Genomic DNA, 17788 nt, shown 5'->3' on the forward strand with positions numbered 1-17788 from the left:
GGTAGCGTGACCACATGGCTGATCGCGAATATGGCTTCCGCACGCGTGCGATTCACGCGGGCAACATCCCCGATCCGGTGACCGGGGCCCGCGCGCTCCCGATCTACCAGACGAGCGCGTTCGTGTTCGACGACACGGCGGATGCGGCGGCCCGGTTCGCCCTGCAGAAGTACGGCAACATCTACTCGCGGCTGGCCAACCCGACGGTCGCCTCGTTCGAGGAGCGGGTGGCCAGCCTCGAGGGCGGTCTCGGTGCCGTGGCGACGGCCAGCGGGCTGAGCGCGCAGTACATCACGTTCGCGTCGCTCGCCGGTGCCGGCGACCACATCGTGGCGTCGGCGAACCTCTACGGCGGTTCGATCACGCAGCTCGATGTGACCCTGCGGCGGTTCGGGGTGGACACCACGTTCATCCAGAGCGCAGACCCCGCCGACTATGCGGCGGCGATCACCGACAAGACCAAGCTCATCTTCGCGGAGACGATCGCGAACCCGTCCGGCGAGATCGCGGACATCGAGGGCCTCGCCGACGTCGCGCACGCGGCCGGCATCCCGTTGATCATCGATTCGACGATCGCGACGCCGTACCTCAACCGCCCGATCGAGTGGGGCGCCGACATCGTCATCCACTCGGCCACCAAGTTCCTCGGCGGCCACGGCACGACCCTCGGCGGCGTGGTCGTGGAGAGCGGCCGCTTCGACTGGCACACCGAGAAGTTCCCGCTCTTCGGGCAGCCGGTGCCGTCGTACGGCGGCCTGCAGTGGTCGGGCAACTTCGGCGAGTACGCGTTCCTCACCCGCCTGCGCGCGGAGCAGCTGCGCGACATCGGGCCGTCCCTCGCCCCGCACTCGGCATTCCTGCTCGCGCAGGGCGTCGAGACGCTGCCGTACCGCATCCAGGCGCACGTCGACAATGCGCGCACCGTCGCGGAATGGCTCGACGCCGACCCGCGGATCGAGTCGGTGTTCTGGGCCGGGCTCCCGGCGCATCCGCACCACGACCGTGCGCAGAAGTACCTGCCGAAGGGGCCGGGCAGCGTCTTCAGCTTCGTGGTGAAGGGCGGCCGCGAGGTGGGCCAGGCCTTCATCGAGTCGGTGAACCTCGCCAGCCACCTGGCCAACATCGGCGACGCGAAGACGCTCGTCATCCACCCGGCGTCGACGACGCACGCCCAGCTGACCGAGCAGCAGCTCCTCGACGCGGGGGTGCTTCCCGGCGTCGTGAGGATTAGCGTTGGCATCGAGGACGTGGATGACATCATCTACGACCTCGACCAGGCCCTCGACGCCGCTGTGAAGGAGAACGCATGACGCTCACGGATGCTCCCGCCGGCTCGACGGCGGGAACCGAGGAAGTCCAGCTGGTCAACGGCCTGAGCTGCTCGCTGCCGGCCGACTCCCCCCTGGCGAAGCTGCTCAAGTCGCAGCGCACCTGGGTCGGCCCGGATGCGAAGGAGCGCCTGCAGATCCTGCGTGCGGCGAAATCCGTCGCCATCGTCGGCGCTTCGGCCAACCCGGCCCGCTCGAGCTACTTCGTCGGCACGTACCTGCAGCAGTCGAGCGACTACCGGGTGTACTTCGTGAACCCGAACGCCGACACGATCCTCGGGCAGAAGGCCTACCCCGACCTCGCCTCGCTGCCGGAGGTCCCCGACATCGTCGACGTCTTCCGCAAGGCGAGCGACATCCCCGCGGTGATCGACGAGGTCGTCGCCGTCGGCGCCCCGACGGTCTGGGTGCAGCTCGGCATCTGGAACCAGGAGGCGGCCGAGTACGGCGAGTCGAAGGGCCTCACGGTGGTGATGGACCGGTGCATCAAGATCGAGCACGCGCGCTTCCATGGCGGACTGCACCTGCTCGGCTTCGACACCGGTCAGATCACGGCGCGCAAGACGATCCGCTGACGCTGGCCCGGCGCTCGCCGCCGACCGGCGACGCTCAGGCGCGGGCCACGATGTGGAACACGTGCCAGTGCTTGGGACCCTCGAACGACATCCCGCGGCGGTCCTCCTCGGCCAGCTCCACGACATCCAGGCCAGTGAGCATCGCCTCGATGCCGGCGCGGTCGTGGAAGTTCATGCCCGGTCGGCCGTACCACTCGTCGTGGGGCCCGAAGAGCTGCCCCGCGAACACGGCGCCGGGGCGCAGGGCGTCGCGGATGTCGGCCCAGAGATAGGGGAAGTGCCCGGCGTCGCAGAACGGCAGGGCGAATCCGGCGTAGATGAAGTCGCTCTCGGGCAGGGCGCCGAGCGACTCGAAGGCGGCGCAACGCACCTCGACCCTGTCCGCGAGCTCGGCTCCGACGGTGGCGCCGACCCGTTTCTCGACCTCGGGGTCCGCATCGATGGCCACGACGTGCCAGCCGTTCTCGGCCAGGCGGAGCGTCTCGATCCCGTCGCCGCAGCCGAGGTCGATGGCATCCCCCGGGCGATCGCCCTGCCACGCCTCGAGTCCGCGGGTGAAGGTCGGACGCACGCCGCGGCCGCTCTGCGCGGTGTAGAAGTCGGACCAATCGAATACCATCGCGCTCCTCGCCGAGTCGGGTCGCCGGCCGTCGGCCGACAACGGATCAGCCCCGAGCCTACGCGCGCGCAGGCGGGTGTCGCCCGGGCTGGCTAAAATCGGCGAATGGCCTCCCCTCCCTCCCCTCGAGTCGCCGTGCTCGGCCCCGTGCTGGTCGAGAACCGCTCGGGCGAGCTCGTCGAGCCCGCGGGAGCGCTGGGGAAGAGCCTGATCGTCGCGCTGGTGCTCGCTCGCGGCTCCCTGTCGGTGACATCGCTGGTGGAGGACCTCTGGAACGACGCGCCGCCACGGCAGGAGCGCGCGGCCCTGCAGACCCTCGTCTCGCGGGTGCGCACGGCGAGCGCCGACGGGCTCCTGGAGTCGACCGCGAGCGGTTACGCCCTCGGCGTGGCCCCGGAGCACACGGACCTCGGTATCGCACGCGCCCACCTGGAGCGCGCTCGTCGGGCGGATGCGGCCGGCGACCCGGCGACGGCGCTCGACGAGGCGGGCCACGCCCTCGCCCTCTGGCGCGGCGAGCCGGGCGGCGAACTCGGATCGACACCCCTCGCCGACGAGCTCGGTCGTGCGGCCGCGGGGCTCCGCGACGAACTGCACCTCCTCCGCGCCCGGTCGCGCCGCCTGCTCGGAGACCCGGTCGCAGCGCTTCGCGACCTCGAACCGTTGATCGCCGCCGCTCCGCTCGACGAGCAGGTGCAGCTCGAACGGCTGCGCGCGCTCGACGCTGCCGGCCGCCGGAACGACGCCGTCGCGGTGTTCGCCGAGTTGAAGGCGGCGCTGATCGATCAGCTGGGCACCCGGCCGGGCGCCGAACTGGTGGCGTTCAATGCGCACCTCCTCACCGACGAGGAGCGCCCTCTGCCGGCAACCGCGCGGGTCAGGCTCGGGCTCCGGACCGCTCCGAACGCCCTGATCGGGCGCGAATACGATGTCGACGCCCTCGAAGACCTGGTCGCGACGTCGCGCCTGACCACCATCCTCGGAGCGGGCGGCCTCGGCAAGACGCGGCTCGCCCAGGAGATCGGCAACCGCGCGGTGCACACGCCCGCCGTGGTGTTCGTCGAACTGGCCAGCGTGCGCTCCGGCGACGACATCGCCCTCGCCTTCGCCTCCACTCTGGGCATCCGCGAGGCGCGCTCGCTCCGGGCGAGCGACCCCGGTTCGCAGCTCGACCTGCGCTCGCGCATCCTGGGCCTCCTGGCGGAGCGCGAGACCCTGCTCATCGTCGACAACTGCGAGCACATCGTGGATGCGGCGGCGGCCTGGGTGGCGGACATCCTGGAGTCGACGACCACGGTGCGGGTGCTGGCCACGAGCCGCGCACCGCTGGCGATCGGTGCCGAGCGCGTCTATCCGCTCGACTCGCTCGCCAGCACCGACGGCGACCTGGCCGGCGGCCCCGCGGTCGATCTCTTCATGGAACGGGCAAGGGCCGCGCGCCCCGGCGTCGTGCTGCCGCCCGAGATCGTCGCGCGACTCTGCGACCGCCTCGACGGTCTGCCGCTGGCGATCGAGCTGGCGGCGGCCCGCACCCGCGCGATGTCGGTGGACGAGATCGAGCGGCGGCTGGGGAACCGCTTCGCGCTCCTCACCGGCGGCGAGCGCAACGCGCCCGAGCGGCACCGCACCCTGCTGGCCGTGATCGACTGGAGCTGGAATCTGCTGGGCGACTCCGAGCGAGCCCTGCTGCGCCGGCTCGCCCTGTTCCCCGACGGGTTCAGCGCGGAGGCGGCCGAGGCGGTCGCTGGCGACCGCGCCGACACCGTGCTCGACGACCTCGAAGCGCTCGTCAACCAGTCCCTCGTCGCGGTCGCGGAGGCCAGCGCGACGGGCATCCTGCGCTACCGGATGCTGGAGACCGTGCGCGAGTTCGGCGAACTCGAACTGCGCCAGGCCGACGAGCTCGCCCTCGTGCGCGAGGCGATGTACGGCTGGGCGACGGCCTTCTCGCGGCGAACACTCGGCGCAATGCACGGGGCGGCCCAGGTGCGCAACTTCAACCTGATCAACGCCGAGCAGGACAACCTGGTGACCATCCTGCGGCTGGCCATCGACGAGCGGCGCGGCGCCGACATCGCGGCGACCTTCTCCGCGCTCGCCTACTACTGGTCGCTGCGCAGCGCCCACAGCGAGGTGCTGTCCTTCGGCTCGGTGGTCGTCGAGGCGCTCACCGGATGGGTGCCGTCCGGCGTCGAACGCGACGATGCGGCCGCGAGCTACGCGATCATCGGAGGCACCTTCCTCTACCTGGACCTGCGCACGGCGGTGCGGGCGATCTCCCGGCTCAAGAAGATCACGCGCGAGGCACCGCTGGCCGATGCACGCCTCAACGCCATCACCCAGCTCGTGCAACTCGCCTCGCACCTCGACGAGGCGCTGGCTCTGCTCGAGGAGTTCCGGCGCTCGCCGGACCCGGCGCTCGCGGCGATGGGCGGGCTGATGCTCGCCCAGCTCGGGGAGAACTCGGGCGACCTCGACGAGTCGCTCGCGATCGCGGCGGAGGCCGACGAGAAGGCGACGATCGCGCAGGACACGTGGGCCATCGCCTCGGCCGCCCAGGCGCTCGCTCAGCTGCACAGCCAGCTCGCCCATCCAGAAGAGGCTTTGCGCTGGGCGGAGCGCTCGCAGGCGGGCCTGAGCCAGCTGCAGGCGGACGGCGATCTGCGCCAACTCGACTGGATCATCGCGATCAACGCGATCTCCGCGGGCGACCTCGCCCGCGGGCGGCGGCTCCTGGAGACGTACCTCGGCCGGGAGGACGATCCGACCGGGTTCGACTACGTCGACTACTACGGGATCGGCTATGCCGGGCTGGCAGAGATCGCCCTGGCCGAGGGTGACATCGACGAGGGGCTCCGCTACTACGACCAGGCCGTCGGGGTGTACGGGAAGGGCAACGTCACCACGAACCCGTGGATGACGATCCTGGGGGCGGCGCAGCTCGCGTCCCGGCTCCGGGCGCACGCCGACGGTCACGAACTCGATCGGGACGGCACGGACCGGCTCGCACGCGAACTTCGCACGCGCATCCTCGTCTCGTACCGGCTGCGGCCGGTCTACATCGACAAGCCGGTGGTCGGCGCCGGGCTGCTGGGAGCGGCGTTCTGGATGCTCGACCCGCACACCGCCGCCGGGCGCGACGAGGAGTGGACGCGTCGCGGCGTCGAGCTGTTCGCCCTGGCCGACCGCGCGAACTCGCGGCAGGACATGCCGAGTCTCAACCGCGCCAGGCTGGGCGCCGTGATCCGGAACGCGGTCGGGGACGCGGCGGTCGACGCGGCCATCGCCGAGGCGCAGGCGCTCGACCGCAACGCGGCCGTGGTCCGCGGGCTGGCGGTGCTGCGCGACCTGCGCTTCTGAGCGCGGCGGGTACCGCTAGACCGTCGCGGCGTACCGCGCGAGGTACTGACCGGCCGACAGCACCTCGTGACGAAGACTGATCGCCTCGATGATCGGCCAGACCTGACCGTCGGGCAGATCCGGGATGACTACCTTGTGGCGTCCGGCGGCGGTGGTGGCGATCAGGGTCGCCAGCCCGGCGTGACGCTGGAAGAAGCTGCGCCGGATGGTCCAGCCGATGATCCCCTCGGTGGCGAGCACAGCCCGACGGCGGTTGAGGGAGCCGCTCTGCGCGATCAGCCAGCCGGGGAGCAGCGCGTGCCCGAGCCCGCGCCACCGGTCCGCGGCGAGCAGGGCCGAGGCGGGCACGATCACGAGGAACGCCCACCAGACGTACGGTCCGACGAAGCCGAGCAGCTGCGCGGCCAGGGCCAGCGCGGCGAGCACGCCCGCGAACGAAGCGGCCCGCGTGTAGCGGCGCCGGTGCGCACGCGGCCCGTGCCCGTCCAGCGGGACCTCGAGCGGAGCGCGGGTGTGGAGCACCTCGGCGGCGATCCGCACAGCCTCCTCGCGCGGCCCGGGAGGCGCGAGCAGCGCGACCCCGCCGCGCTGCCGGCCGAGTCCGGTCATGATCGCGTGTGCCGACGCGGCGCCGGCCATCCGGAGCGACAGCGGCTCGGAGACCTGCACGCCACGCAGCCGGGTCTCGTCGAGGGTGATCTGCCGGGCGCGGATCAGCCCGTGCCCGATGTGCAGGGTGTCAGGGCCGGACCGGTGGATGGAGAACCGGTGGTAGGCGAGCGCGTAGCGCACCATGGCCACGACCGAGGCGATGACGACGAGCCCTGCTGCTGCCCAGAGGGCGACGGTCAGCAGCGGGAGGCGCGTCACCCAGCCGATGCCCTGCTCGACGACGGGAAGCCGGGTGAGGATGCCGCCCTCGAAGAAGTTGAGCTGCAGCGCGGCGAAGGCGACGGCGACGATCGACGCGACGCCGCTGAGGGTGAGCGGGGCGTAGCGGACCCATCCGGGGCGCCAGCGGCTGAGGTTGGCGGGCTGCTCGGCGACGGGGGCTTCGGGACCCTCGAGGCCGGCTGCATCCGCGCGGGCGGTGAGCCGCAGCAGTTCGTCGCGCAGGGCCGGGACGTCGCGCACGGCGACCGCATTGAGCTCGAGCTCGTCCTGCCCGTGCGAGGCGCCGGTGCCGACCTTCACGACGGCGAGGCCGAAGATGCGGTGCAGCAGGGTCGAGTCGACGTCAACGCTGCGGATGCGGTCCCTCGGCGCCGAGAGGACGCGTCGGTTCAGCACCCCGCGCCGCACCTGCACGTGGGTGGGAGTGATGCGGTAGGTGGTGGTGAGGAAGCGGAGCACGCCGAACACCACGCCGAGGCCGGACAGCACGTACGCCCACCACGGCTCGCCACCGGCGGCGCCGGCCACGAGGGCGATGAGCAGCACGGGCAGGTACCGGATGAGCTCGCGCAGCGGGTGCACGAGCAGCATGCGCCCGTTGAGACGGCGCCACGGCTCGGTCGAAGGGTCGGGCTCGGCGTCGGGCGCGGTGTCGGGCGCGGTGTCGGGGGCAGGCGAGGGGTCGGGCGCCGGGTCGAGGTCGCTCACGTCGCATCCCCCTCACTGTGCTGCGCGACTTCGGCGAGCACGGCGACGACCTCCCTGGCCACGTCGTCGTCGAGCGCGTGGATGGTCAGCGCTCCCGCCGACGACGCGGTGGTGATCGTCACCGACGTGAGCCCCATCAGCCGCATGAGGAAGCCGCGCCGCGAGTCCACGGTCTGCAGCCGGGCGATCGGGGCGACGCGGGTCTCCTGGGTGAACCAGCCGGAGCGCACGAAGATCGCGTCGTCCGTGATCTCCCAGCGATGCACGCGGTAGCGCCAGCGCGGCATCACGGCGACGTGCACGACGGCGGCGACGACCGTGAGCGCCAGCCCGGCGAGGTGGAGCGGCTGCGTCCAGGCGTCGGCCAGCAGCATCCAGAGCAGTTGGAGGGCGGCGAAGAAGGTCCAGCCGACCGCCGCGTCCCACGCCCAGAACCGCACGGCCCGCTCGCTGGGGCGACCGGAGGGCTCCTTGACCATGGCGGCGATGTCTCCGACGACGATGCTCATGAGAGGTCCTTCCTGGCTCCAGCGTGCGAGGTGCGGTTCCGGGTGGGTGGGATGCGGGCGCGTGGGATGCGGGCGCGTGGGATGCGGCTGGCGGGCTACGCCTTGCGCATGTAGGCGCGCACGGTGAGCGGCGCGAAGATCGCCACGATGACGGCCGCCCCGAGCAGGGCGTACCACGCGTCGGCGCCCCAGACGCCGTTGTTGGCGAGCTCGCGCACGGCGGTGACCAGGTGCGAGACCGGGTTGATGTTGACGAACCACTGCAGCCATCCGGGGAGCGAGTCGACCGGAACGTAGGCGTTGGAGAGGAAGGTCAGCGGGAAGAGCACCATGAACGAGATGCCCTGCACCGAACTCGCCGTTCGGGCGATGACGCCGAAGAAGGCGAAGATCCAGCTGATCGCCCACGATGACACGATCACCAGCAGCCCGGCGACGATGACGAATCCGAGTCCGGCGGCGGGGTGGTAGCCCATGACGAAGCCCACTGCGAAGGTGATCGTCGTCGCGATGGCGTAGCGGATGGTGTCGGCGAGCAGCGCGCCGGCGAGGGGCGCGATGCGGGCGATGGGCAGCGACTTGAAGCGATCGAACACACCCTTGTCCATGTCTTCGCGCAACTGGACACCGGTGACGACCGACGTCGTGATCACGGTCTGCACGAGGATGCCCGGGATGAGGCTGGGCAGATAGTTCTGCACGCCACCGGCCACGGCACCGCCGAAGAGGTAGGCGAACATCACCGTGAAGATGATCGGCTGCAGGGTCACGTCGAAGAGCTGCTCGGGGGTGCGCTTGATCTTCAGCAAGCCGCGGTAAGCCATGGTCAGCGAGTTCGCGATGGACTGCGTGAGGCTGACGTGGTTCTTGAGTCTCCGCTCGGAGGGCGGGGTGATCACGCTGAGGGCGGTCATGCGTTGATCCTTTCTGCGTTGTCGGCGTCAGTGTCGTCGGACGTCTCGGCGCCAGACTTCTCGTCTTCGACGCCGTGGCCCGTGAGAGTGAGGAAGACCTCGTCGAGGGTGGGCTTCTGCACCGACATCTCGGTGAGGTGGATGCCGGCCTCGCGGAAGGTCACGAACAGGTCGGTGACGGCATCGGGGTTGCGCATGGGCGCGGTGATCCGCGAGCCCTCGGGCGACACGATGGCCTCGACCCCGAGCACGGCGGCGACGGCCCGGCGGGCGTCCTCCATGTCGGAGGGGTCGGCCAGCCGCAGCTGCAGCGAGGAGTCGCCGACGGAGGCCTTGAGCTCGTCGGCGGTGCCCTCGGCGACGACGCGCCCGCTGTCGATGACGGCGATGCGGTCGGCCAGCTGGTCGGCCTCGTCGAGGTACTGCGTCGTGAGCAGCACGGTCGAACCGGTCGAGACCAGCCGACGGATGGTGTCCCACATCTGGGCGCGCGTGCGCGGGTCGAGGCCCGTGGTCGGCTCGTCGAGGAAGATGAGGGGCGGCTGCGCGATGAGGCTCGCAGCGAGGTCGAGACGGCGGCGCATGCCGCCGGAGAACTTCGCGATCGGGCGGCTCGCCGCCTCGGTCAGGCCGAACTCCTCGAGCAGCTCGGCCGACTTGCGCTTGGCCTCCGCACGGCCGAGGCCGAGCAGCCGGGAGAAGATCACGAGGTTCTCGGTGGCCGAGAGGCGCTCGTCGACCGATGCGAACTGCGCGGTGACGCCGATGAGCTGTCGCACGACCTGCTGCTCTTTACGGATGTCGTGGCCGAAGATGGTGGCCGTGCCGCCGTCCGGGCGCAGCAGGGTGGCGAGCATGGAGATGGTGGTGGTCTTGCCGGCGCCGTTGGGGCCGAGCACGCCGTAGACGGTTCCGGCGCGGACGCTGAGGTCGACGCCGTCGACCGCGCGGTTGTCGCCGAAGACCTTGACGAGCCCGTGGGCTTCGACCGCCCATTCTGAGCTGGAGGTCATGGTGGTCCTTCCTAATGAAGTGATGATGGGATTCATGGTGCGGGGCGCCGCTTACACCGTGCTTGCACGGCGCTTACACCGGGCTTACGTGTGCTTACGCGGGACGAGCAACGAGCGGATGCGTGGGATCGGCGGGATCAGGCCGCGGCGGAGAGGATGGCCTGGCGGTCGACGCCGGCGAGGGCGAGGGCGCGGGGCACGGTGCCGAGTTCGATCGCGAGCAACGCCCTGAGCAGATCGACGTCGGCCGTGCCGGAACCGAGACCGGCGCCGTGGCCTGCGCGGCCGCCCGGACCCGGCCGGCGCGTGCGCGCGGACAGCCGGTGGGCGCTCACCAGGGCCTCTCGTGCGGAGGCACCCCAGCGCGGACGCTGGAGGCGGGGAGCGGCACGCAGGCGCTCATCCGGGATCGGTGCGACGCCGGCGGCCGCGAGTCCGGCCTCCCGTTCGGCACGGAGCGCGCGCTCGATGCCGGTGTGGTCGAGGCCGGCTGCGGCCAGCGCGTGAGCGGCCGGGCCGGCGACCTCGAGGGACAGCGCGAGCAGCAGGTGCTCGGCTTCGACGGTCGGTGCGCCACGGCGCTGAGCCTCGGCGACCGCCTCGATGACGACGCCGCGCAGGGCGCGGGACAGTCGGGGGTCGTCGCGGCCCTCGATGCCGCCGGTGCGGGTGTTCTCAGCCATTGCGTCTCCTCAGTTCGATGCCGGCGCCTGCGACGCGCCGGAGGTGCTTCTTGTGGACGGCCTGCCGCGTGACGCCGAGAGCCTCGGCGATCTGCGGCCAGGACCAGCCGTCGCGCAGTGCACGCTCGACCTCGGCGTCTTCGAGACGGTCGGCGAGCTCGCGCAGGGCGACGACGGACGCGAGGCCGTCTGCGGCCCCGCCGAGCGGCGGCGGTGATGTGGGAACCATGTAAGCAACCTAAGTTGCTTATTTCCATTTGTCAACCGAAGTTGCTTAACTCACAGTTTCCGCGCGCTGCCGTGCCGAGAGGTCTCTGCACCGGATCCGTGCGCGAATGCGCAGCCAGACGCAGGAATCATGCACGACGGGCGACGTAAGCTGGAGGACGTGACAGCGTACGTCTCGGCCTTCGACCTCTTTTCGATCGGCATCGGCCCGTCGAGTTCGCACACCGTCGGACCCTTGCGGGCGGCCAAGGCGTACGCCGACCGCCTCGCCGACGACGGGATGCTCGACCGCGTCACCCACGTCACCTGCACGCTCTACGGCTCCCTCGGATCGACGGGGATCGGCCACGGAACGCCCGACGCGATCATCGCGGGGCTCTCGGGACTCGCGGCGGAGACCTGCCGCCCCGACGACGTCCGGGGAGCATGGTCGGCGCTCGGCGACGACGCGACGCTGATGCTCGCCGGTCGGCATCCGGTACCGATCGCCAGGGACGACATCGCGTTCGAGCCGCGCACCCGCCTCCCCGGGCATCCGAACGCCCTCACGCTCAGCGCGTGGGGCACGGCACCTGATGGCTCCACGGCGGTGCTCCCCCTCCGCGAGGAGACCTACTACTCGATCGGCGGCGGCTTCATCCGGCGCGACGGCGAAGAGGCGGATCTCGCGGCCCGCGCCGAGCATCCCCTCCCCTACGACTCGTCGGAGCAGCTGCTGCGGCTGTGCGCCGAGCTCGACATCCCGATCTGCGAAGTCGCCCGGCGCAACGAGGCCGCGATCCACGGCGCGGAGGCGACGCGTGAGCGCCTCGACCTGATCTGGTCGGCGATGGCCGAATGCGTCGCGAACGGCCTGGCCGGCGACGGGACGCTGCCGGGCGGACTCGGGGTGAAGCGCCGTGCCGCGGCGATGCGCGAACACCTCGAGGCGGCCGAGCAGCAGCCGGGGCGCGATACGTCCATCGAGTGGCTGCACGCCTTCGCGCTGGCCGTCAACGAGGAGAACGCTTCGGGCGGACGCGTCGTGACGGCGCCGACCAACGGGGCGGCCGGCATCGTGCCGGCGGTGGCCCACTACTACCTGCGGTTCGTGCCCGGGGCGTCGATCGAGGGCATCCGGCAGTATCTGCTGACCGCGACGGCGATCGGCTCGCTGTTCAAGGCGAACGCGTCGATCTCGGGTGCGGAGGGCGGCTGCCAGGCGGAGGTCGGCTCGGCGTGCGCCATGGCGGCCGGCGCGCTCTGCGCGGTGCTCGGCGGAACGCCGCAGCAGGTCGAGAACGCCGCGGAGATCGCGATGGAGCACCACCTCGGGCTGACCTGCGATCCGGTGGGCGGCCTCGTGCAGATCCCGTGCATCGAGCGCAACGCGATCGCGTCGTCGACCGCGGTGTCGGCTGCCAGGCTCGCGCTGCACGGCGACGGCTCGCACCTCGTGTCGCTCGACACGGTGATCGAGACGATGCGCCAGACCGGCCTCGACATGTCGACGAAGTACAAGGAGACGAGCGAGGGCGGTCTCGCGGTCAACGTCATCGAGTGCTGACCGGCATTACGGCGTGTGTCGCGCGCGGTTACGCCCTGTTGCGGCACTCGTAGGCGCGCACACGACCGCTGGTTAGCGTGGTCGCGTGAGCAGCGCATCCGACACCCTGACCGTCACCGGCCCCGCGACGCCGGTCGTCGGCCCGGACATCGACCGGCCCCTCGTCTCGACGCAGTGGCTCGCCGACCACCTCGGCTCCGACGGTCTCGTGGTGCTCGACGCGACGGTCGTGCCGACCACGCGTGCCGACGGCCGCACCGGCTACCTCAGCGGCCTCGACGGGTTCCTCGTGCAGGGGCACATCCCGGGCGCGGTGTTCGCCGACCTGCTCGACGTGTTCAGCGATCCGTCGGGAGCGTATCCCTTCACCCGCCCGGATGCGGCGGCCTTCGAGGCTGCTGCAGCGGCGGTCGGCATCGACAACGACACGACCGTGGTCGTCTACGACGCGGCGGTCGGCACCTGGGCGGCCCGCGTGTGGTGGCTGTTCCGGGCGTTCGGGTTCGACCGCGTCGCGGTGCTCGACGGCGGCTTCACGAAGTGGCACACCGAAGAGCGCCCGACGGAGCGCGGCCACGTCGAGCCCAGGGGCGGCGCGACGTTCGTCGCGTCCGAGCGCCCGGAGTCGTGGGTGGAGAAGGACGTCGTGGCCGCGATCGTCGACGGCTCGGAGCGCGCGACGTTGCTCTGCGCCGTCCCGCCGGCGGAGTTCACCGGAGAAGCCGGGCAGCGCCCCCGCCTCGGTCACATCCCGGGGAGCGTCAGCGCACCCGCCATCCGGCTGGTCGACCGCGAGACGAACGCGTTCCTTCCCCCGTCGGTACTGCGCACGACGTTCGCAGAGGTTCTGGCCTCCGACGATCGCATCGTCGCCTACTGCGCCGGCGGCATCGCGGCGGCCTCCGACGCGCTCGCGCTCGCGCTGCTCGGACGCACCGATGTGGCGGTCTACGACGGCTCGCTGAACGAGTGGGCGGCCGATCCTCACGCACCGCTGGCGACCCTCCCTGCCTGACGCCGCGCTGCTGTCTGAAACAACCCTGCATGAATGCAATTAATTGGTGACCGTCGCGCTGAGCGTGCTTATGCTCGCACTATGAACCTCACGGATATCCCCCTCACGACGATCGACGGCGCCCCCACCTCACTTGCCGCCTACGACGGCAAGGTCATCCTGATCGTCAATGTCGCCTCGCGGTGCGGTCTCGCTCCCCAGTACGAGAAGCTCGAGAAGCTGCAGGAGACGTACGGCGACCGCGGTTTCACCGTGATCGGCTTCCCGAGCAACCAGTTCCTGCAGGAGCTCGGCTCGACCGACGCGATCAAGGAATATTGCTCCACCACGTGGGGCGTCACGTTCCCGATGATGGACAAGGTGAAGGTCAACGGCAAGTCGGCCCACCCGCTCTACACCGAGCTCACGAAGACACCGGATGCCGCGGGCAAGGCCGGCAAGGTCAAGTGGAACTTCGAGAAGTTCGTGATCACGCCCGATGGCGCCGTCCACCGCTTCCGTCCGACGGTCGAGCCGGATGCGCCGGAGATCGTCGGCCTGATCGAGGCGTCCCTGCCGGTCCACTGACACGGCAGGCCGGATGCTCAGGCTGGCCGCAGTCTCAGGCGGGCCGCATTCTCAGGCGCGCCGGAACCAGCGGCCGCCCACGCGTTCGGTGACGGCCCAGGCGCCGGTCTGAGCGAGCGAGCCGACACGCTCCACCGTGTGCTCGGCGACAGCGATCGCCTCGTCGACGGTGTCGGCGGTGAAGCGCACGGTGAGCCGCGCCTCCCTGCGCACGACGTCGACGCTGGACGCCTCGACGACGGTCAGGTCGGCCGCGGCGTCGGCGGCGGCCGGGAGCACGGCGTCCGGACGCACGCCGGGTCGCAGCGCTCCGATGGCGACGGTCACTCGGAACGATGGCACCGTTCGAGCCTACGCGAGGCGTGGGTGCAGGATTTCGTGCCGGCGGGGCGTACCCTCGTCACCACGGTGACGTCGGGCGCACCGGCCGGCATCGGGGCCGGCCGCGGAGCCGGCAGCAGGGGGCGATGATGCTGAGGGAAGACATGGTGGACGACGAGGGACTCGCGACGGCCGAGCTGGACGAACTGGCCGCGCTGCTGCAGGATCGCCGGGCGAAGGACCTCGGCGAGGCGGAGCACCTGGCCGAATCGCTGGGGGTCGTGCTGTCCGCCCGAGGGGAATCGGCGGACGACGAGCACGATCCGGAGGGTCCGACGCTGTCGTACGAGTGGAGCAGGCTGCAGGCGCTGCGCGGTGAGACCGCTGACGACATCGTGGCGGTGGATGCGGCGCTCGCGCGGATCGAGGAGGGGACCTACGGCCGCTGCATGCGCTGCGATCGCATGATCGGCGTCGAACGCCTGCGCGCGCGGCCCACCGCCGAGCTGTGCATCGCCTGCGCCATGACCGTCGACGGCTGAGCGGGCATCTCCCCACAGATCAGCGCGCGACGCGAGCCGCCCGGTACACCGCCTCGGTGCGCGAGGTGGCGCCGACCTTCTTGAGGATGCTCGAGACGTGCACGCTGGCGGTCTTCGCGCTGATGTAGAGCCGCTCGCCGATCTGCTTGTTGCTCAGCCCTTGCTCGATGAGCGCGAGCACCTGCGCCTCGCGCTCGGTGAGCGCCGTGTCCGCGGTGCGCGCGCCGCTGTGACGTGTCAGCACGGCGCGCTCGCGCAGGTCGTCGACGGCGCGCACGATCAGTCCGAGGCCGAGCTCGTCCGCCCGGTCGCGCGCCGCCGAGGCCGCATCGACGGCGGCGACGCGATCGCCGTGCGCGGCGTACGACTCGGCGAGCCGCAGTCGCGCGTACGGGAGCAGATGCACGGGGGCGATGGACGTCGACACGGCCTCGACCGCCTCCTCCCAGGCACCGACGGTCGACGGCACCGGATGCGCCGGATCGGTCGGGAGCGCCGCCTGAACCTCGGCCAGCTCGGCACGGACGACCGGCCCCCAGGCGACGGCCGTCGGCCAGCCACCGAGGGTGCCGAGGATCTGCTCCAGCGCCTCGGCCTCGGCGGCGACGTCGATCGTCGGCTCCTCGGCGTCGGCAGGGCCGCGCATCGCCTGCTCGGCGGCGATACCGGCGAGCGCACGGGCGCCCACGGCGAGCAGCGGCAGATCGTACGACGGAACGGAGCGCCACGCGTCGGTCGTGATGATGCGTGCGTCGGCCCACGCGCGACGGGAGTCCCCGCGCGCGACGGCGACCTCGGCGGCCAGCCGGGCGAAGCCCAGGCGCGACTGCATCTCGATCTCGCTCTGCACGAGCATCCCGGGGCGCCAGCGACGCACGAGTTCATCCGCGCGCGACGCATCCCCGCGCCACAGGGTGAGCCAGAGCTTCATGCGCTGCAGATGCACTCGGAATCCGGGCGGAGGGTCGAGGGCGAGCGCGGGCTCGAGCACCGACTCGGCGCGGTCGAGCTCGCCGAGGGCGAGCAACGGCTCGACGGTGTTCGACGAGAGCATCACGCCCGACGTCCGCTCGACCCCGCGGTCGCGCGCGAGGCGTGCGCCGGCCGTGGCGATCTCGACGGCGTCGTCGTACCGGCCCAGCAGATACATGGCGTCGGAGGCGTTCACCGAGTACCGCAGGAGCGGCCCGGTGTCGGATCCGGCGAGCCGACGGGCGGACTCCAGATCGGCGAGGCCCTGTTCGATCTCTCCGCCGTCGATGAGCGCGATGCCGCGGATCGTGTGCGCGATCGACTTGCGCGCGCCGGCATCGTCCCCGGCCTCGTCGATCGCGGAGGTGGCCATCGCGGCCGCCTCGAAGAACCGCGCCTCGATCATGAGCCGGCCGGCGGTCTCCGCGAGCAGCTGCGGCCGCAGCCGGTCGTCGGGGTCGACCGGCGCGATGTCGAGCGCCTCGCGCAGCGCCTCGACGGAACCCGGCCGGCTGATGTTGGCGAGGTACTGGGCCTTGTCGCGCAGCAGCCGCGCCCTGGTGCCGGGCGCAAGCGCATCCGGGTCGGCGAGGGCCGCGTTCACCAGCGCGAGCGCCCGCTCGCTGTCCCCGGCGTTCCGGAGCGCAGAGGCCGTGCGCGACAGCACCTCGACGCGCGGACGCCCGGCGAGCTGCTCCGCGTCGTCGACCTGATCCCAGAGCTCGAGCACGCGGTCGCCCATCGCCGCGGCGGTGCGGTAGGCGTACGACAGTCGTGCCTCCTCCGTGGCCTCGAGCGTGGCGATGAATGCACGCCGCAGATCGTGGGCGGCCATCCAGTGGTAGCTCACCTGACTGGCGGAGCGGTCGCGCCCGTTGCCGTGTTCGAGCGCCTGCGCGTAGCGGGTGTGGAAGCGCGTGCGCTCTCCCGGCAGCAGATCGGCGTGGATCGCCTCGCGCACCAGCGCGTGCCGGAAGGTGTATTCGGTCGTGTCGGCGCTCAGCACGTTGGCGACGACGGCCTCGCGGGCGGCGGCGTCGAGATCGTCGGGGGATCCCTCGAAGACCGCCTCGAGCAGCTCGTGGTCGACGCAGATGCCTCCGGCCGAGATGAGCCGCAGCATGCGCTGGGTCGGCTCGCTCAGCCGCTCGTAGCGCGCGAGCAGCAGCTCGCGCAGGGTCTCCGGCAGGTCTTCACCCGTGCCGAGGTGGTCGATCCCGACGAGCTCCTCGACGAAGAACGGGACGCCCTCGCTCAACTGGTACACCCGGTCGACGGTCTCGGAGTCCGGCACGCACCCGAGGATGAGCTCGGCCTGCTCAGCGACCTGGGCGCGGTCGAGCCGGCGCAGCTCCCACCGGGTGACGCGCCGGGTGCGATCGAGCTCCGGCAGATACGAACGCAGGGGATGCCCGCGGAGCACCTCGTCGCTGCGGTAGCTGAGCAGCAGCAGGAGCTGCCCGCTGGCGATCATCCGGATCACGAAGCGCACGAGTTCGAGCGTCGCGGTGTCGGCCCAGTGGATGTCTTCGACGATCACGACGACCGGCCGAGCAGACGACACGTTCTCGAACAGCACCGTGATCAGCTCGTAGAGCCGCTCGACGCCGGTGCGCGGCGGGACGCCCTCGACCGCGCTCAGCTCGGGGAGGAGCACGGACAGCACCCCGGAACCGGGCCCGGCGGCCTCGAGCACGGCCTCGATGCCGATGGCGTCGACCAGCTGGCGGAGGATGCCGGTGAACGGTGCGTACGGCGCCCCGTCGGTGCCCAGGTCGACGCTCTTGCCCGTCAGGACGAGCGCGGAATCGGCGGCTTCTGCGCGGAACTCGTCGAGCAGACGTGTCTTGCCGATGCCGGCTTCGCCGCCGATGACGACGGCACGCGGCTCCCCATCGGTCACGACCTGCAGCTCGTCGCGCAGCGCAGCGAGATCGGACTCCCGTCCGATCATCGAAGCGCTCGACGCCGGTGATCGCATGGCATCATCGTGC

At 71.4% G+C, this 17788-nt stretch carries 16 protein-coding genes; 7 read left to right on the top strand and 9 right to left on the bottom strand.

Annotated features, from left to right (window positions below):
• Positions 1-14 precede the first annotated feature (14 nt).
• Together AC1DB1_RS12300 and AC1DB1_RS12305 are read left to right on the top strand one after the other, a co-directional pair.
• Complete coding sequence (locus AC1DB1_RS12300) at positions 15-1310, top strand: O-acetylhomoserine aminocarboxypropyltransferase/cysteine synthase family protein (RefSeq protein ID WP_477200960.1); 1296 nt, start codon at positions 15-17, stop codon at positions 1308-1310.
• The gene (locus AC1DB1_RS12305; protein ID WP_477200961.1) at positions 1307-1903 is read left to right on the top strand and encodes a CoA-binding protein; all 597 of its coding nucleotides are present in this window, start codon (positions 1307-1309) and stop codon (positions 1901-1903) included. The genes AC1DB1_RS12300 and AC1DB1_RS12305 overlap by 4 nt, the downstream gene beginning before the upstream one ends.
• A 34-nt stretch (positions 1904-1937) precedes the next feature.
• On the opposite strand, the gene AC1DB1_RS12310 is transcribed toward AC1DB1_RS12305, so the two are convergent.
• Positions 1938-2522 (bottom strand): class I SAM-dependent methyltransferase, encoded by a 585-nt coding sequence (locus AC1DB1_RS12310; protein ID WP_477200962.1) that lies wholly within the window; start codon positions 2520-2522, stop codon positions 1938-1940.
• Positions 2523-2627: 105 nt separating this feature from the next.
• Between AC1DB1_RS12310 and AC1DB1_RS12315 the strand changes: the two genes are divergently transcribed.
• Positions 2628-5882 (top strand): ATP-binding protein, encoded by a 3255-nt coding sequence (locus AC1DB1_RS12315; RefSeq protein WP_477200963.1) that lies wholly within the window; start codon positions 2628-2630, stop codon positions 5880-5882.
• Between the two features lie 15 nt (positions 5883-5897).
• Here AC1DB1_RS12315 and AC1DB1_RS12320 read toward each other — a convergent pair whose 3' ends face one another.
• From AC1DB1_RS12320 to AC1DB1_RS12345, 6 genes are all read right to left on the bottom strand, one after another.
• Positions 5898-7484, bottom strand: a complete 1587-nt coding sequence (locus AC1DB1_RS12320) for a PH domain-containing protein (RefSeq protein ID WP_477200964.1) — start codon at positions 7482-7484, stop codon at positions 5898-5900.
• Positions 7481-7993, bottom strand: coding sequence for a PH domain-containing protein (locus AC1DB1_RS12325; RefSeq protein ID WP_271175316.1), 513 nt, complete (start codon positions 7991-7993; stop codon positions 7481-7483). The genes AC1DB1_RS12320 and AC1DB1_RS12325 overlap by 4 nt, the downstream gene beginning before the upstream one ends.
• Before the next feature lie 95 nt (positions 7994-8088).
• Complete coding sequence (locus AC1DB1_RS12330; RefSeq protein WP_477200965.1) at positions 8089-8907, bottom strand: ABC transporter permease; 819 nt, start codon at positions 8905-8907, stop codon at positions 8089-8091.
• Positions 8904-9920, bottom strand: a complete 1017-nt coding sequence (locus AC1DB1_RS12335; RefSeq protein ID WP_477200966.1) for an ATP-binding cassette domain-containing protein — start codon at positions 9918-9920, stop codon at positions 8904-8906. The genes AC1DB1_RS12330 and AC1DB1_RS12335 overlap by 4 nt, the downstream gene beginning before the upstream one ends.
• 137 nt (positions 9921-10057) lie before the next feature.
• Positions 10058-10603 carry a Clp protease N-terminal domain-containing protein gene (locus tag AC1DB1_RS12340; protein WP_477200967.1) on the bottom strand — a complete coding sequence of 182 codons (546 nt, stop codon included), beginning with the start codon at positions 10601-10603 and terminating at the stop codon, positions 10058-10060.
• Positions 10596-10832, bottom strand: a complete 237-nt coding sequence (locus tag AC1DB1_RS12345) for a helix-turn-helix domain-containing protein (protein WP_271175320.1) — start codon at positions 10830-10832, stop codon at positions 10596-10598. The genes AC1DB1_RS12340 and AC1DB1_RS12345 overlap by 8 nt, the downstream gene beginning before the upstream one ends.
• A gap of 159 nt (positions 10833-10991) precedes the next feature.
• Between AC1DB1_RS12345 and AC1DB1_RS12350 the strand changes: the two genes are divergently transcribed.
• From AC1DB1_RS12350 to AC1DB1_RS12360, 3 genes are all read left to right on the top strand, one after another.
• Positions 10992-12377: an L-serine ammonia-lyase gene (locus AC1DB1_RS12350; RefSeq protein WP_477200968.1), complete on the top strand. Its 1386-nt coding sequence runs from the start codon at positions 10992-10994 to the stop codon at positions 12375-12377.
• An 85-nt stretch (positions 12378-12462) separates the two neighbouring features.
• Positions 12463-13392: a sulfurtransferase gene (locus AC1DB1_RS12355; protein WP_477200969.1), complete on the top strand. Its 930-nt coding sequence runs from the start codon at positions 12463-12465 to the stop codon at positions 13390-13392.
• An 81-nt stretch (positions 13393-13473) separates the two neighbouring features.
• Positions 13474-13959 carry a glutathione peroxidase gene (locus AC1DB1_RS12360; protein WP_477200970.1) on the top strand — a complete coding sequence of 162 codons (486 nt, stop codon included), beginning with the start codon at positions 13474-13476 and terminating at the stop codon, positions 13957-13959.
• 51 nt (positions 13960-14010) lie between these two features.
• On the opposite strand, the gene AC1DB1_RS12365 is transcribed toward AC1DB1_RS12360, so the two are convergent.
• Positions 14011-14301 carry a hypothetical protein gene (locus tag AC1DB1_RS12365; protein ID WP_477200971.1) on the bottom strand — a complete coding sequence of 97 codons (291 nt, stop codon included), beginning with the start codon at positions 14299-14301 and terminating at the stop codon, positions 14011-14013.
• A 125-nt stretch (positions 14302-14426) separates the two neighbouring features.
• Here AC1DB1_RS12365 and AC1DB1_RS12370 point away from each other — a divergent pair, with 125 nt between their 5' ends.
• Positions 14427-14822, top strand: coding sequence for a TraR/DksA family transcriptional regulator (locus AC1DB1_RS12370; RefSeq protein ID WP_271175325.1), 396 nt, complete (start codon positions 14427-14429; stop codon positions 14820-14822).
• 19 nt (positions 14823-14841) lie between these two features.
• On the opposite strand, the gene AC1DB1_RS12375 is transcribed toward AC1DB1_RS12370, so the two are convergent.
• Complete coding sequence (locus AC1DB1_RS12375; protein WP_477200972.1) at positions 14842-17775, bottom strand: helix-turn-helix transcriptional regulator; 2934 nt, start codon at positions 17773-17775, stop codon at positions 14842-14844.
• Positions 17776-17788 lie beyond the last annotated feature (13 nt).

Source organism: Leifsonia sp. 10N434 (assembly GCF_056394405.1).